Genomic DNA, 15,405 nt, shown 5'->3' with positions numbered 1-15,405 from the left:
AAGAAATAAAAAAACTGTCACCAATTGTGACAGCTAAATGCGGGTGACAGGAATCGAACCTGCACGGTCTCCCACAAGAACCTAAATCTTGCGTGTCTGCCAATTTCACCACACCCGCATACCTGTAGAAGTATACTCTTAAGGCAGATAATTGTCAAGGAAAAAATCAATATGCTATATTTTTTTGAGTATACCGAAAAGTTTTTCAGTTTGAAAACTTTTTTGCTTTGGTTTATCATAGAGAGAAAAGTTTGTGGTTTCTCCACAGGAAAGAAGTGTGAGTTTTTATGTTTTCAGAAAATGTTCAAAAGATTTTCGATGAAATCATGGCGGACAAGGAGAATAAGGAGTTTACCGATGCAGGTATTAAGCCTCTGTTTTCAGCTCCGCAAAATGCCAAAGTGATGATTGTAGGTCAGGCACCGGGCATTAAGGCGCAGGAAGCCGGAAAGTACTGGTTTGATAAGAGCGGTGACAGACTTAGAGAGTGGCTTGGCGTTGATGCGGATACATTCTACAATTCAGATATTTTTGCCATCATTCCTATGGATTTTTATTATCCGGGAAAAGGTAAGAGCGGTGATCTTCCACCAAGAAAAGATTTTGCTCCTAAGTGGCATCCAAGACTGTTAAAAGAGTTGCCTAATATTGAGCTTATTATTCTGATAGGTCAGTATGCACAAAAGTATTATTTAGGTGATAAAGAGAAGAAGAATCTGACTGAAACGGTCAAGGCTTATAAGGAGTATTTGCCGAAGCTTTTGCCGCTTGTACATCCGTCACCGAGAAATTTGATATGGTTAAAGAAGAATCCTTGGTTTGAGGAAGAAGTTGTTCCTATGTTACAGGAAAGAATAAGAGGTTATTTAAATAACTGATTGTAACTTGGGGGCAACGACTTGACCCCAAATATTTATAGAAAGGGATTAAGATGAAAGCATATCTTATTTTGGAAGATGGCAGCGTTTATGAGGGTGAAAATGTAGGAGCTAGTAGGGAAGCGGTAAGTGAAATTGTTTTTAACACTTCAATGACAGGTTATCTTGAAGTGATGACCGACCCGTCTTATGCGGGGCAGGCGGTTGTGATGACATATCCTCTGATAGGAAATTACGGAATTTGCCATGAGGATATGGAGTCTGACAGGCCGTGGATAGACGGCTTGATTGTGCGTGAATTATCTGAAGTCGCATCTAATTTTCGAAATGAAGACAGTATACAAAATTTCTTGATAAAAAATAATATCCCCTGTATTTGCGGTATTGATACCCGCGATTTAACAAAAAGATTGAGAGAACACGGTACTATGAACGGTTTTATAACTGTTGACAGTTCTTTTGTTGTAGAAAAAATACTGCAAAGGATAAAGGAGTACAGTGTAAAAGGTGTAGTAAAAAGAACAAGCACAAAAGAGGCTTACAGTTTACCGGGAAAAGGTAAAAGAGTGGTGCTGATTGACTTTGGAGCTAAGAAAAATATTGCAAGGCAGCTGCAAAAAAGAGGCTGTGAGGTGATAGTTGTGCCATGTGATACAAAGGCAAAAGAAATTTTAAAGCTTAAGCCTGACGGCATTATGTTAAGCAACGGTCCCGGAGATCCGAAGGAGAATGTGGATATAATAGAGGAAATAAAAAAGCTTTACGATACAGATATACCGATATTTGCGATATGCCTTGGACATCAGCTTATAGCATTGGCTACAGGCGCGAACACCTATAAGTTAAGGTACGGTCACAGAGGAGGTAACCATCCGGTAAAGGATCTTGAAACCGGCAGAACATATATTTCATCACAAAATCACGGATATGCTGTAGATGAAAGTACATTGGATAAGAATATATGTGTGCCTGCCTTTGTAAATGTAAATGACGGTACAAATGAGGGATTAAGATATATAAACAAAAAGATTTTTACGGTGCAGTATCACCCTGAGGCCTGCCCGGGACCTCGTGACAGTTCATATTTGTTTGATAAGTTTATAAAGATGATGGAGGACTAAATGCCAAGGAATAATGATATAAAGAAAGTATTAGTAATAGGTTCGGGACCGATAGTTATAGGGCAGGCGGCGGAGTTTGACTATGCAGGTACACAGGGTTGCCTTGCTCTCAGAGAAGAAGGTGTAGAGGTCGTACTTATCAATTCAAATCCGGCTACAATAATGACTGATAAAGATATTGCGGATGAAGTGTATATAGAGCCTTTGACAGCCGAATTTGTCAAAAAGGTAATAAAAAAAGAAAAACCTGATTCTTTGTTGCCGACACTTGGCGGTCAGGCGGGGCTTAATCTGGCTATGGAGCTTTTTGAAGAGGGATTCCTTAAAAAAGAGAATGTAAGATTGATAGGAACTACATCACTTACTATAAAGAAAGCCGAGGACAGAGATACATTCAAGCAGACTATGGAAAAAATAGTTGAGCCTATTGCGGCATCCAAAGTGGTTGAGAATGTAAAAGACGGTGTAGAGTACGCCAAAACTCTAGGCTATCCTGTAGTACTTCGTCCTGCATATACCCTTGGAGGTTCAGGAGGCGGTATTGTATACAATGAAAAAGAACTTATTGAGACACTTGAGAACGGACTCAGGCTTTCAAGAGTAGGTCAGGTCTTGGTGGAGAGATGTATTGCAGGTTGGAAGGAAATAGAATATGAAGTGATGCGTGACGGCATAGGCAATGTGATTACAGTCTGCAATATGGAAAACATTGACCCTGTGGGTGTACATACGGGTGATTCCATAGTGGTTGCACCAAGTCAAACTTTGGGGGATAAGGAATATCAGATGCTTAGAAGCTCCGCACTTAACATTATCACAGAGCTTAATATCACAGGAGGTTGCAATGTACAGTATGCACTAAATCCCGACAGCTTTGAATACTGTGTAATAGAGGTAAATCCTAGGGTATCAAGGTCGTCGGCACTTGCAAGCAAGGCTACAGGTTACCCGATTGCCAAGGTGGCTGCAAAGATTGCACTGGGCTATACATTGGATGAGATAAAAAATGCCGTGACAAAGAAAACTTATGCGGCATTTGAACCTATGCTTGACTATGTGGTAATAAAGATGCCGAGGCTTCCTTTTGATAAATTTATCAGCGCAAAGAGAGAACTCGGTACTCAGATGAAGGCTACAGGTGAGGTGATGAGTATTTGTAATAACTTTGAAGGCGGACTTATGAAGGCGATACGCTCACTTGAACAGCATGTAAACAGCCTGCTTGACTATGACTACAGTAAGCTTGATACAGAGAGCTTAAAGAGTGAGCTTCAAAGAGTTGATGACAGAAGAATATGGGTAATTGCCGAGGCAATCAGAAAAGGTATTTCATTTGAAGAGATACATAAGATAACAAAAATTGATATTTGGTTTATCTCTAAGATTGCAAATATTGTAAAGACGGAAAACAGACTCTCAAGTGAGATATTGGACGAAGAGCTCTTAAAAGAAGCAAAGAGAATTGAATTCCCCGACAGTCTTATCGCAAAGCTGTCAAATAAAGGTGAAGAAGAGATAAAGACATTAAGATACAGGCTCGATATAAGGGCGGTATATAAGATGGTAGATACCTGCGCCGGAGAATTCAAAGCACAGACACCGTACTTTTATTCATGTTATGGCGGAAGTAATGAAGCAAAAAGGTCTTATAGAAAGAAGGTTTTGGTACTCGGTTCGGGACCTATAAGAATCGGACAAGGTATTGAATTTGACTTTTGCAGCGTACATTCAACTTGGGAATTTAAAAGACTTGGATATGAAACCGTTATAATCAATAACAATCCGGAAACTGTCAGTACAGATTTTGATATAGCGGATAAGCTTTATTTTGAACCGCTTACCCCTGAAGATGTGGAAAGTATTGTAGATATAGAAAAACCTGACGGAGCCGTAGTACAGTTTGGCGGACAGACAGCAATCAAGTTGACACAGAGCCTTATGAAGATGGGAGTTCCTATACTCGGTACAGATGCAAAAGATGTTGATGCGGCGGAGGACAGAGAACTTTTTGATAAAATCCTTGAAGAATGTAAGATTCCAAGACCTAGGGGCGAGACCGTATACAAGGCAAAGGAGGCAAAAGAAGCGGCAAACAGGCTCGGATATCCCGTACTTGTAAGACCTTCCTATGTACTGGGAGGTCAGGGAATGCAGATTGCGACAAATGATAATGATATAGACGGCTTCATGGAGATAATAAACAGGATTGCACAGGAACACCCTATACTGGTAGACAAGTATATACTCGGTAAAGAAATAGAGGTGGATGCGGTATGTGACGGTAAAGATATACTTATTCCAGGTATTATGGAGCATATAGAAAGAGCGGGTGTACATTCCGGAGATTCTATAAGTGTATATCCTGTTCAGTCTTTAAGTGATACGGTAAAGTCTAAGATTGTAGAATATACAAAAAGGCTTGCAAAGGCTCTACATATAAAGGGAATGATAAACATACAGTTCATAGCGGACGGAGAGGATGTATACGTAATAGAAGTAAATCCGAGGTCGTCAAGGACGGTTCCGTATATCAGTAAAGTGACCGGTGTTCCTATAATATCACTTGCAACAAGAGCAATCTGTGGGGAGAGCATAAAAGATATGGGATTTGGAACAGGGATTTTAAGAGAACCGGATTTGGTAGCTGTCAAGATGCCGGTATTCTCATTTGAAAAGATAAAGGGAGCGGATATTTCGCTCGGACCTGAGATGAAGTCAACCGGTGAGTGTCTGGGAATCGGTAAAAACTTCAATGAGGCATTATATAAGGCGTTTGTGGGTGCCGGTATAAGGTTGCCTAAGCACAAAAAGATGATAATAACAGTCAGAGACAGTGAAAAGAGTAAGGTCATAGATATCGCAAAGAGGTTTCAAGCTTTGGGGTATATTATATACTCTACAAAGGGAACTGCAAAAGTATTAAATGATAACGGAGTGAATGCGATTGTAATAAGAAAACTTGAAGAAGAGGGACCGAATATTCTTGACCTGATACTCAGTCATGAGATAGATATTGTAATTGATGTTCCTATGAGAGGAATAGCCGGAAGCAAAGACGGATTTATAATAAGAAGAAATGCGATAGAAACCGGTGTGAATGTACTGACCTCAACAGATACGGCAAAAGCACTGGTAAGTTCTTTGGAGAATGAAAAAGATGAAATAAGCTTAATAAAAATATAAAAGAGTCTATAAAAACCACTAGGGGCATTGAATAATCAATGCCCCACTTTATAGTTATCCTACTGTATTTTGGTCATTTTACCGGTGCTATCGACATAGTAATTGTCAATCCACTGGTCCTGAGCCAATGTTCCGTTGTTATTGAGGTAATACCAAGAACCCGATGACTTGATCCAACCGGTCTTCATGATGCCGTTTTTGTCAACATAGTAAGTCTGATCATTGTAGCTTATAAAGCCTGAAGCAGGATTGCCTGAACCGTCAACAACTTTCCATTCACTGCCTGTCTTACTCCACTTGTAGGAGTTCGCATCTGTAATCTTCATGGCAGCATGGCCGGGTACAGCAACAGTCATGGAAATAGTGGCAGTAAGTAATAGCATAGACATAAATTTTTTAATAAACATAACTGACCTCATTTTCCATCAAAAAATTCAAACTAAACTTATAGTCTGTAACTACATTATAACAACTTTTTTTCCCTTGAAAAGGGAATATATATAATGGTAAGAAACTGTAAGAAAAAAGAAAGAGATTTTAGGGCAAAGATAAAAGAAGTATTATACTTCTTAATCTTATGGTATAATCAAAGTATTGATGTTTTTTGAAAATTCGGTCGGAGTACCGGCTTAATATAAAAATTTATGTACTTAATCAGGGAGAAATTTATGAAAATAAAATTGAGCAATTATATTGCAAAGAAACTTGTGGAGCTTGGTATAAACCGGGGCTTTAGCGTAACGGGTGGAGGTGCAATGCATTTAAACAACGGACTCGGTCACCAAGACGGACTTACAATGACTTATAATCACCATGAGCAGGCCTGTGCAATGGCTGCGGAAGCTTATGCCAGAATAAACAATCAAATTGCGGTGGTTTGTGTGACTACAGGACCCGGAGGAACAAATGCAATTACCGGAGTACTTGGCGGATGGCTTGATTCCATACCGATGTTCATACTCTCAGGACAGGTAAGATACGACTGGACTGCCAGATATTCAAATGTAGGAATCAGAGCTATGGGAGATCAGGAGTTTGATATCTGCAAGTCTATAGAATGTATGACTAAGTACAGTGAAATGGTTATAGAGCCTATGAGAATCAGATATCTTATAGAAAAATGTATGTACCTTGCTATGAACGGAAGACCGGGGCCGGTATGGCTTGATATTCCTCTGGATGTTCAAGGCGCATATATTGAAGAGAATGAACTTATAGGTTTTGATAAAGAAAGTTATGAGGCAGGCGGGGACGGTTGGGCTTCAGACTCACCGTACAAGACTGATATAGATGAAAAAACAAAGCTTAATTTAAAAGATATAGTTGAACCTGTACCGGATGAAGTGTTAAAAGAAATAATCGAAAAGATTAAAAGTTCAAAAAGACCTGTATTTAACGCCGGTAACGGTATCAGAATAGGAAATGCGCATAAGGAGTTTTTGGAACTTATAGAACTCTTAAATATTCCTGTGGTTGTAGGTTGGAACTCTGAGGACTGCCTGTGGGTAGACCATCCGCTGTATGCAGGCAGACCGGGAAATTTCGGAGACAGACCGGGAAACTTTACAGTGCAAAACTCGGACCTTGTGTTGTCTGTAGGTTCAAGACTCAGCCTCAGGCAGGTAGGATTTAACTGCAAGGGATGGGCAAGAGAAGCCTTTACAATAGTAAACGATATAGACAAGGAAGAGTTGAAAAAGCCTACCGTGCATATAGATATTCCCGTTCATGCGGATTGTAAGGTATTTATGAGACAGCTTATAGATATGTTAAAGAAAGAAAAAACACCGGTATTTGAAGGCGGTGAAGGACTTAAAGGTATGAGCTGGAATGAGACTGTTAAGTATTGGCTGAAAAAATACCCTGTATGCAGACCTGAGTTCCTTGAAAATGACGACAGTAAAAAAGCCAATGTCTACGCCTTTATAAAAGATATCGGTGACAGTGCAAGAGAAAATCAAATCACGGTTGTGGGTAACGGTTCCGCCTGTGTTGTAGGAGGACATTCCTATATTATTAAAAAAGGCCAGAGATTTATATCAAACTCCGCAGTGGCATCTATGGGATATGATTTACCTGCCGCAATAGGTGCGTATATGGCAAACCTTGACGGTAAGGTATATGAAAAAGAATTGATACTTATAACCGGTGACGGAAGTATACAGATGAATCTTCAGGAGCTTCAGACCATAGTTCACCACAAGATGGATATAAAGATCTTCCTTATAAACAATGACGGTTACCACAGTATCAGACAGACACAGTCAAAGTACTTTGAAGATGAGCCTCTGGTAGGTATCGGACCTGACAGCGGTGATCTCTCATTCCCGGATATGGAAAAACTTGCAGGTGCGTACGGTATTACATATTTTTGTGCAAAGACAAACAGCGAACTTGAAGATGCGGTATCTAAGACATTTAAGGCAGTCGGCCCTGTTATCTGTGAGGCATTTGTGACGAAGGAGCAAAACTTTGAACCTAAGTCATCAGGAAAGCAGCTTGCAGACGGTAGAATGGTAAGCCCTCCTCTGGAGGATTTGACACCTTTCCTATCGGATGAGGAGATGGAAGAGAATATGATAATACCGAGGATTGTTGAATAATATGAGAATACTTATTACAGGGGCCGCATCATTCCTAGGCAGACACCTGGTGGAATACTTTCTCTCAAAGGAGGAAGAAGTGCTTGCTTTGGTAAGAGAAAATGCAAGAGGTAGGGATGAGCTTTTAAAGTATGAAGCAAATAATAAATTCAAGCTTATAGTCCTTGATATGAAAGATATAGAAAGACTGGATACGGAATTTGATGTATGTATACATCTGGCGTGGGGAGGCATCGGCAAAGAAGGAAGAATGGATGAAAATATCCAAAGAGAGAATATAGATGCTGCCGTAAAGCTTATGAGAGTCTGCAAGGAGAGAGGTGCAAAAAGATTTCTGTTTGCAGGTTCACAGGCGGAATACGGGCAGACTCTTTCAGATATAGAAGTAAAGTACGGAAAAGACTTTGATATAAACAACATACCTAAGCAAAGTGAAAAATCGCCTACAAACCCTAAGTCCGAATACGGCAAAGCCAAATTGGAGCTGAAGAGTAAACTAAAAAATCTTGGAGACAGCCTTGGAATAGAGTATGTACATATGCGTATCTTTTCGGTGTTTGGAAGCGGTGACCATGAGACATCGCTTATATCCACTTGTATAAGGAATTTCAAAGAGAATAAAGATGTACATATAGGAGAGTGTATACAGTCTTGGAATTATATATATATTAAAGACCTATGTGAAGCGGTATACTTGCTTTCCAAAAAAGACCTGCAAGGTGAGTTTGTATTCAATGTAGCCGGAGAGAATAACCGTATACTGATGGACTATGTAAAAGATATAAAGAAGTTGTTAAACAGTACCGGCGACATAGTAGTGGAGAAAAAGGAAGCGGCAAGTGAGGGATTACCTTTTCTGAATCCCAATATTGAACGTCTAAAGAGAATAGGCTTTGTTGAAAGCTACGGATTTGAAAAAGGAATAAAAGATTGTATATAAAGTTTAGGAGAAGGTTTTGAAAAGATGTATCAGTTGTAAAGGTTCATTACATGAACTTATGAAAATTGAAAATATGCCTGCAAGTGCACAGGATATTCCAAGTGAAGGTGAGCTTGATAAAGATAGTGGCATAGAGGTATCGCTTTGTGTTTGTGAAGACTGTAATCTGGTGCAGTTAAAAAATGATGCGGTGTATTATTACAGAGATGTTATAAGAGCCGGCGGATATTCCACTACAATGGAAGACTTAAGAAAGAGCGAATACAAACATTTCATTGAGTTTGCTTCACTTGAAGGTAAGAAGATAATAGAAGTCGGCTGCGGCAGAGGAGAATTCTTAGGTATGCTTAAAGGTTTTCCTGTGGAAGGCTACGGTACGGAGCATAAAAAGGAACTTGTAGAAATTGCAAAAGGTGCGGGACTGAGAGTGGATGAGGATTTTCCGGAGAGCGAAGACCATGTATTTAAGAACGGACCTTTTGACGCCTTTATGTCATTTAATTTTTTGGAGCATCAGCCTCATCCGAGGACATACTTAAAAGCAATATATAATAATCTATGTGATGAAGGCTATGGACTTATTACGGTACCGAGTTTTGAGTATATCTTGGAGCAGAACAGTTTCTATGAGATAATCCCGGACCATATCGCTTACTACAATTTTGACAGTCTTACACATCTTTTAAATATAAGCGGATTTGAAGTGCTTGAGTCAAGGACGGTCAACAGAGATACTATTGAAGTGATAGTGAAAAAGAGAAAGTTTCCTGATATAAGCGGTATTATTTCAAAGAAGACGGATATCGCAAAAGAAGTACTTGATACGGTAAAGGGCTATTCAAAGATAGCAATATGGGGAGCGTCACACCAAGGATTTACACTTTGCTCCACAATAGGTATTGCAAAGTATGTGGACTGCATCATAGATTCGGCACCTTTTAAGCAGGGAAGATTTGCACCGGCATCACATATTGAGATCATTTCACCTGATGATGCAAGAAAAAGAAAGCTTGAAGCGATAGTGATATTAGCACCGGGATATACGGATGAGATAGCAGGTATTATAAAGAATACATTTGACAAGAATATAGACGTCTATACATTGATGACTGACAAATTGAAAAGGTTATAATTATAAAGTGTTATAATTTTATACATTATTGCCGATGTGAGAGTAGTTTTAGAGCTGTGCGTGAGTATGTGTGAGAGTAGTTTGAAGTAAAAATGCACAAATTAAGACTTGCGTGAGAGTAGTCAAAATCAGGTCAAAAATCGGAATGAAATGTGAGAGCAGTCAGTGTAAAAAACAATAAAAATACAAAAAGCGTGAGAGTAGTAAAAGAGAGCAGTAGTAGTAAGTATACTGTAAAAATGGAGTCGGGATGATATTCCGACTTTTTTTGTATTTTTTAAATACATGGCACAAAGGTTACTGACTTTTTTTGAAAAATATGATATGTTCTGCGAGTGACTTTGCAAGATAATAATCATATGTTAATAAAGATATTTTTAGCGGTCTTAGAGATGTAAGTGAAATTAAATTTTTATTAAAATAATTTTACAAAATCAAATAGACTGTTTTATAAAAAGAATCTTTATGATATTATCGTGCAGATAAAGAGTGATAAGGAGGGGAGCATGAAGATTAAATTCGTGTACAATACTGCACATGAATGGTAAGGTATTAAATATAGGCTAAGTTCGGAGTGATCGTTTAGATGACTCCTAAAAGGGTTTTATAGATACTTTACTAAATAATAAGATTAAGGAGGTTTAATGAAACAATTAAAGAAGCGCTTATTGGCCGCAATTTTATCATTTGTGATGGTATTTTTGTCAATGGCAGATGTTTTTCCGGCTTACGCAGGTCCGCCTGCATTAGTGGACGATCCTGATATATTGGCGGAAGTTACATATGACAGAAATGCGGTAAATGCAAGGGGGAAACAGCGATTTCTACGTAGGTGAGGAAGTACCGTTTTATGCAAATATAACGATATCGTCAACCACGAGAAGTATTCCCGGTGCATACGGAAAACTTTATTTGCCGAAAAAGGTTTTCCCATATGTTAGTGCAAGTAATATCTCTACTTGGATTAACAGACCGGCAAGCAACTATCTGTCTATAGACAGTTCATCAAACAGTGAGTTTAATATAGTGACACTCAAATTCAACAGCCTGGGTGGAGGTACTACACAGACGGTACCTTTTAAGGGAACACTGAGGGATCGTTCATTGGCAAACAATGAAACCTATGTAATCCCATATCAGGTATATGATGCCAATGACACTTTGCTTGAGAGTTCAAATAACACATTTACAGCAAAGACCTACCCTGTAGGTTATACGGATGAGAACAACAACGTCAGAAGAGATTACTATTATGCACAGGGTACAAGCAGTTTGCAAAACAATACAACTCTGGCAAATGATTTGGCTACCACTGTTCAGTTCAATACAAGAAGAACCAATTGGCCGGCATCAGGTACATACCACGGTACCGAGACAAAGATTGTAGGTGGAGACAGAAGAAAGACAAGAGTCACAGTACAGCTTCCGGCAAACGAAAACTTTGACACCACCGATTCTTTAAATACTTCTTGGACGTACAATGCGGCAAACCATACTATAAGTAAGGATATAGAGTACCAAAGTAATCTAAACTATACTACTACAACTTTCAATATCAGATATAACAATCAGACTGTAGGTACACAGGCGTCTCCTGTAACTGTGGAATTTCCTATCACATGGCAGTATGTAAACGATGACGGTTCACTTGACACTTCATCGCTTGAGAAGTCAAAGAGTTCTGTAAGATACTGGTCCTTCCCTAGGATTCCTGCAGCCGACAGAGGTTTGACAGCAAGTAAGACTGCAAGTCCTTGGAGATTTACATTTACAGACAGAGATAAAACAGAGCATGTTTATAACATGGGATTCAGCTGGTATTGGTATGCCGGTAATCCTGAAGAGTATCCGACCATAGGAACATATCATACGAGAGTAAGCTCCTTGGTAGATACACCGACTACAGATATGGAACTTGTGGGATATCAGATAAGATCTCTTAATCCTACAGGTAAGGTTCAAGATACATCGGGAAATATACAGAATATACCGGCTCTTGATAATACACAGCTTGCAGCTCTTTCAAACAACAAGCTTGTGGGTGTAAAGGATGATGGTAGTGAGGAAGTAATTGCTACAAATGTTCAAATTACAAGTAATGCGGATGAAGTAAGGCTTCCGACTCCTAAATTCTACAAGAAAATAGAGCTTAGGTTTACAAATCCTATAGAAATTCAGGCGCCTACAGGAAGAATAATAGATGTAAGATACAGATTCCGTTTTGAAGAAAATGCATATAATACTGCAAAAGCACAGTTGGCATCAAAGCCGAACAATGCAAGCAGTAATGTTCAGACAAGAAATGTTGTTACAGTAAACGGAGATAACGGTGCCGGAAGAACATGGACAGGCAGCGGTAGTGACTACGTTACCTGGACAAAGGCATTTGCTGCGGAGTATGAGCATGATACACAGAATCAAAACCTCGGAACCAAGTATTTGAACGAAGAGTTCAGTATGACCGACAATATAAGATTCCATTACTTCTTACCGCCGGGCGGCAGAAAAATAAAGAATCCTAAGTTCTTCTTGCTTATAGATCCGGGTCTTGAGTTTAAGGGTATTCAGACGAGTATAGGACAGAATCCTGAACTTACACCTGCCGTTATGAGTAACTACAGAGTGGAATATAACTTTAAGAATACCGGAAAGACAGCTTATATCTGGGATCTTCCGGATTTGAATATTCCGGAGGGAAATGACAGCTATAAGTATGTGTATTTCAGTCCGAAATTTAAGACCACAAGAAATATGGCAGGCGGTCAAAACAGCATAGACACATATTTGTCATGGGACAACAATGAAGAAGCTGCTTCTAATGAAGTACTTGGTAAGTACGACGATGTACTTGACCTTGATAATGACGGAAACACCACAGAGAAGTTCAGTAGCAAAAAGGCTACATATCTTTACTCACCGCCGCTTGAGTTGATCCTTACAAAGAGATCAAAGAGAGCGGATTCGAATGTTGCTCAGTATTCATCGCTTACAACACCTGACAGCGAACAGATAGTAGACTATAAGCTGAACATCTTTAATAACTCTATAAACGGAGTTAGCGGATTTACATTCTTTGATATCCTGCCGCATGTGGGTGATAAGTCAATAGCACCTGATCAGCAGGGTAATTATGCGGACAGAGGTTCAACATACAGACTTGAACTTACAGGACCGCTTGATCCTAATCCTAATTATACATATGAGTACAGTACAACACCTGTTACAGAAGGAAACATCGCAGCCAACTATGCAGGCGCAACTTGGAGCTCATCGGTATCGGATTGGTCAGCTGTTACAATGTTCAGAATGAAGATGAAATCGGGATATACGCTGGCAAGCGGAGCGGCGGATGATATTACATTCAGAGCGAAGATGCCTGATACAGTGCCGCTTGATACAACGGATAAGGCTGTAAATACCTTTGCGGGATTTTCAGGAGACAGCTACACAGGTGCATTTGAGGCACTCAGCAATGTTGTAATACCGAAGAAATACAAGATAAGCGGTAAGATTTACTATGATGTTCCACCGGCAGGCGGCAGCGGAAACGGTAAATTCCTTACTACAGACGACGACGTACCGGCAGCAGGAAGAACTGTATCACTGTTTGATGCAAGCGGAAATCCTGTGCTTGACGCATCAGGCAATCCGGTAGTCACAACCGCAGATTCAAACGGTAATTTCGCTTTTGACAATATATCAAAGGCAGGTACATATAAAGTTGTGGTAACACCGGGATTCGGAGATACTCTAAGTCCTATAAGCGTAACATCCACATCACTTATAATAGGAAACGATTTTACAAATAACACTTCAGGTGCAAGCCCTGTATTTGAATCAAGTGTTACATTGACTCCAAGTGACGATAAGAAGACAACCAATGCGGCACTTGAAGCAAGCAACTCTACATTGAAAGTAAAATATGTAGATATGGCAGGCAATCCTATACCTCTTGATGACGGTAGCGGAAATGTGGCCGATACGGACAGCGTTCACGGTTTTAGAGATCCATATACGGTAACACCGCCTACAACACTTACAGGTGTGGCTAATTATGAGTATGCGGAGCCTGATCTTACAAACGGCAGACCGCTTAGCGGAACATTAAATCCGGGACAGAATGTCGTAATATTAAAGTACAAGAGAAAAACTGCAGGAAATATAACTGTAAACCACTTCGAAGTAGGTGGAAGCACACAGCTGTATACTCCTTCAGGAGCAACATCGCCAAGTGCGGAAACATATGTAGGAACAGAAAAACTGGGACTATCTGAGAACCTTACAAATAGAGAAGCGGACATCGCCAACTTCGAGTATGTAAGTACAGATGTAACAGGAGCACCTTCAGCGACATCGCCAAGTGCTACAGGTGACACAACAGTTACATATCAGACTGCACCGCAGACAGTAACCTACAGATACAAGAGAAAAGACGCTGCGGATATAACAGTGCACCACTATGAAGTGGGAGGAAGCACAGAGTTATATACTCCAACCGGAAGCACAACACCAAGTGCCCAAACCATACCGGGTGCCGGAAAACTTGGAACAACTGTAAACCTTACAAATAAAGAAGCGGACATCGCCAACTTCGAGTATGTAAGTACAGATGTGACAGGAGCGGACAGCGCAACAACACCGACTGCTACAGGTGATACAACACTTACACATAAGAATACTCCGCAGACTGTAATCTATAGATATAGAAGAAAGAACGCGGGAGATGTAATAGTACATCACTATGAGCAGGGTACAAACACACCGTTGGTAACAGATATTCCTTTAAACGGTACAAATAAACTTGGATTGCCATATAATACAAACAGTCTGAGTATCCCTAACTATACTTTGGTAGCAATGCCAAGTAATCAAAACGGTACATTTGCTGCCGGAACACAGCATGTTTACTACTATTATAAGAGAAACAACGCAGGAAATATTGTCGTAAACCACTATGAAGTGGGAGGAAGTACACAGCTTTACAAGCCGACAGGATCTGCTACGGTTGCTGCAGAAAACTATGACGGAACAGCAAAGCTTGGACTGACAGAGAATATTACAAACAAGGCTGCAGATATTGATAACTATGAGTATGTAAGTGTCGATGTAACCGGAGCTAACGGTGCAACTTCTCCAAGCACAACAGGAGCTACAACCGTCACATATCAGACCGGAACTCAGACAATCACTTACAGATACAGAAGAAAGAATGCAGGAAACATTACAGTAAATCACTACGAAGTAGGAACAACAACTCAGCTTTATAAGCCGACAGGAAGTACAACACCTGCTGCCGAAAACTTTAACGGAACAGGAAAGCTTGGACTGACTGAGAGTCTTACAAATAAGGCTGCAGATATTGATAACTACGAGTTTGTGAATGTAAATGTTTCAGGAGCAAGCGGTGCAAGCACACCGAATGCAAACGGTGATACTACAGTGACATACAATGCGGGAAATCAGGTGGTAAATTACTACTACAGAAGAAAGAACGCCGCAAATATCACAGTACATCACTACATTGACGGAACAACAACAGAGCTATATA

At 39.9% G+C, this 15,405-nt stretch carries 9 protein-coding genes and 1 tRNA gene; 8 read left to right on the top strand and 2 right to left on the bottom strand.

The window, feature by feature from the left end:
* Positions 1-38: 38 nt before the first annotated feature.
* Positions 39-118 (bottom strand) — tRNA-Leu (locus EHW90_RS11415).
* A gap of 169 nt (positions 119-287) precedes the next feature.
* Here EHW90_RS11415 and EHW90_RS11410 point away from each other — a divergent pair.
* Genes EHW90_RS11410 through carB form a run of 3 tightly spaced genes read left to right on the top strand, consistent with a single transcriptional unit; the run spans position 288 to position 5,182 of the window.
* Complete coding sequence (locus tag EHW90_RS11410; RefSeq protein ID WP_060931118.1) at positions 288-878, top strand: uracil-DNA glycosylase family protein; 591 nt, start codon at positions 288-290, stop codon at positions 876-878.
* Between the two features lie 53 nt (positions 879-931).
* Positions 932-1,999 carry a carbamoyl phosphate synthase small subunit gene (locus EHW90_RS11405; RefSeq protein ID WP_124952861.1) on the top strand — a complete coding sequence of 356 codons (1,068 nt, stop codon included), beginning with the start codon at positions 932-934 and terminating at the stop codon, positions 1,997-1,999.
* Positions 2,000-5,182, top strand: coding sequence for a carbamoyl-phosphate synthase large subunit (carB, locus tag EHW90_RS11400; protein WP_124952860.1), 3,183 nt, complete (start codon positions 2,000-2,002; stop codon positions 5,180-5,182).
* 59 nt (positions 5,183-5,241) lie between these two features.
* Here carB and EHW90_RS11395 read toward each other — a convergent pair whose 3' ends face one another.
* Positions 5,242-5,565 (bottom strand): choline-binding protein A, encoded by a 324-nt coding sequence (locus EHW90_RS11395; protein WP_243113995.1) that lies wholly within the window; start codon positions 5,563-5,565, stop codon positions 5,242-5,244.
* A 285-nt stretch (positions 5,566-5,850) separates the two neighbouring features.
* Between EHW90_RS11395 and EHW90_RS11390 the strand changes: the two genes are divergently transcribed.
* The 5 genes from EHW90_RS11390 to EHW90_RS11370 all read left to right on the top strand — a co-directional run.
* A complete protein-coding gene (locus EHW90_RS11390; protein WP_124952858.1) occupies positions 5,851-7,785 on the top strand; it encodes a thiamine pyrophosphate-binding protein in 1,935 nt (644 codons plus the stop codon).
* Position 7,786: 1 nt separating this feature from the next.
* Entirely contained in the window at positions 7,787-8,725 is a 939-nt protein-coding gene (locus EHW90_RS11385; protein WP_124952857.1) for an NAD-dependent epimerase/dehydratase family protein, read from the top strand.
* A gap of 16 nt (positions 8,726-8,741) precedes the next feature.
* On the top strand, positions 8,742-9,857 hold the full coding sequence (locus EHW90_RS11380; protein ID WP_124952856.1) for a class I SAM-dependent methyltransferase: 1,116 nt from the start codon (positions 8,742-8,744) through the stop codon (positions 9,855-9,857).
* Between the two features lie 644 nt (positions 9,858-10,501).
* Entirely contained in the window at positions 10,502-10,693 is a 192-nt protein-coding gene (locus tag EHW90_RS11375) for a hypothetical protein (RefSeq protein WP_124952855.1), read from the top strand.
* On the top strand, positions 10,659-15,405 hold a 4,747-nt coding region (locus EHW90_RS11370), incomplete at its 3' end, for a MucBP domain-containing protein (RefSeq protein ID WP_207667057.1). The genes EHW90_RS11375 and EHW90_RS11370, both read left to right, overlap by 35 nt.

The organism is Lachnoanaerobaculum orale, from assembly GCF_003862485.1.
GTDB lineage: Bacteria > Bacillota > Clostridia > Lachnospirales > Lachnospiraceae > Lachnoanaerobaculum > Lachnoanaerobaculum orale.
Note: the sequence above shows the minus strand (reverse complement) of the source record. Positions and strands in the feature narration are given on the sequence as shown.

What these genes read in the sequence shown, in the direction of transcription:
- EHW90_RS11410 (WP_060931118.1), top strand. Translation starts at nt 288, where the DNA reads ATGTTTTCAGAAAATGTTCAAAAGATTTTCGATGAAATCATGGCGGAC.
- EHW90_RS11405 (WP_124952861.1), top strand. Translation starts at nt 932, where the DNA reads ATGAAAGCATATCTTATTTTGGAAGATGGCAGCGTTTATGAGGGTGAA.
- carB (WP_124952860.1), top strand. Translation starts at nt 2,000, where the DNA reads ATGCCAAGGAATAATGATATAAAGAAAGTATTAGTAATAGGTTCGGGA.
- EHW90_RS11395 (WP_243113995.1), bottom strand. Translation starts at nt 5,565, where the DNA reads ATGCTATTACTTACTGCCACTATTTCCATGACTGTTGCTGTACCCGGC.
- EHW90_RS11390 (WP_124952858.1), top strand. Translation starts at nt 5,851, where the DNA reads ATGAAAATAAAATTGAGCAATTATATTGCAAAGAAACTTGTGGAGCTT.
- EHW90_RS11385 (WP_124952857.1), top strand. Translation starts at nt 7,787, where the DNA reads ATGAGAATACTTATTACAGGGGCCGCATCATTCCTAGGCAGACACCTG.
- EHW90_RS11375 (WP_124952855.1), top strand. Translation starts at nt 10,502, where the DNA reads ATGAAACAATTAAAGAAGCGCTTATTGGCCGCAATTTTATCATTTGTG.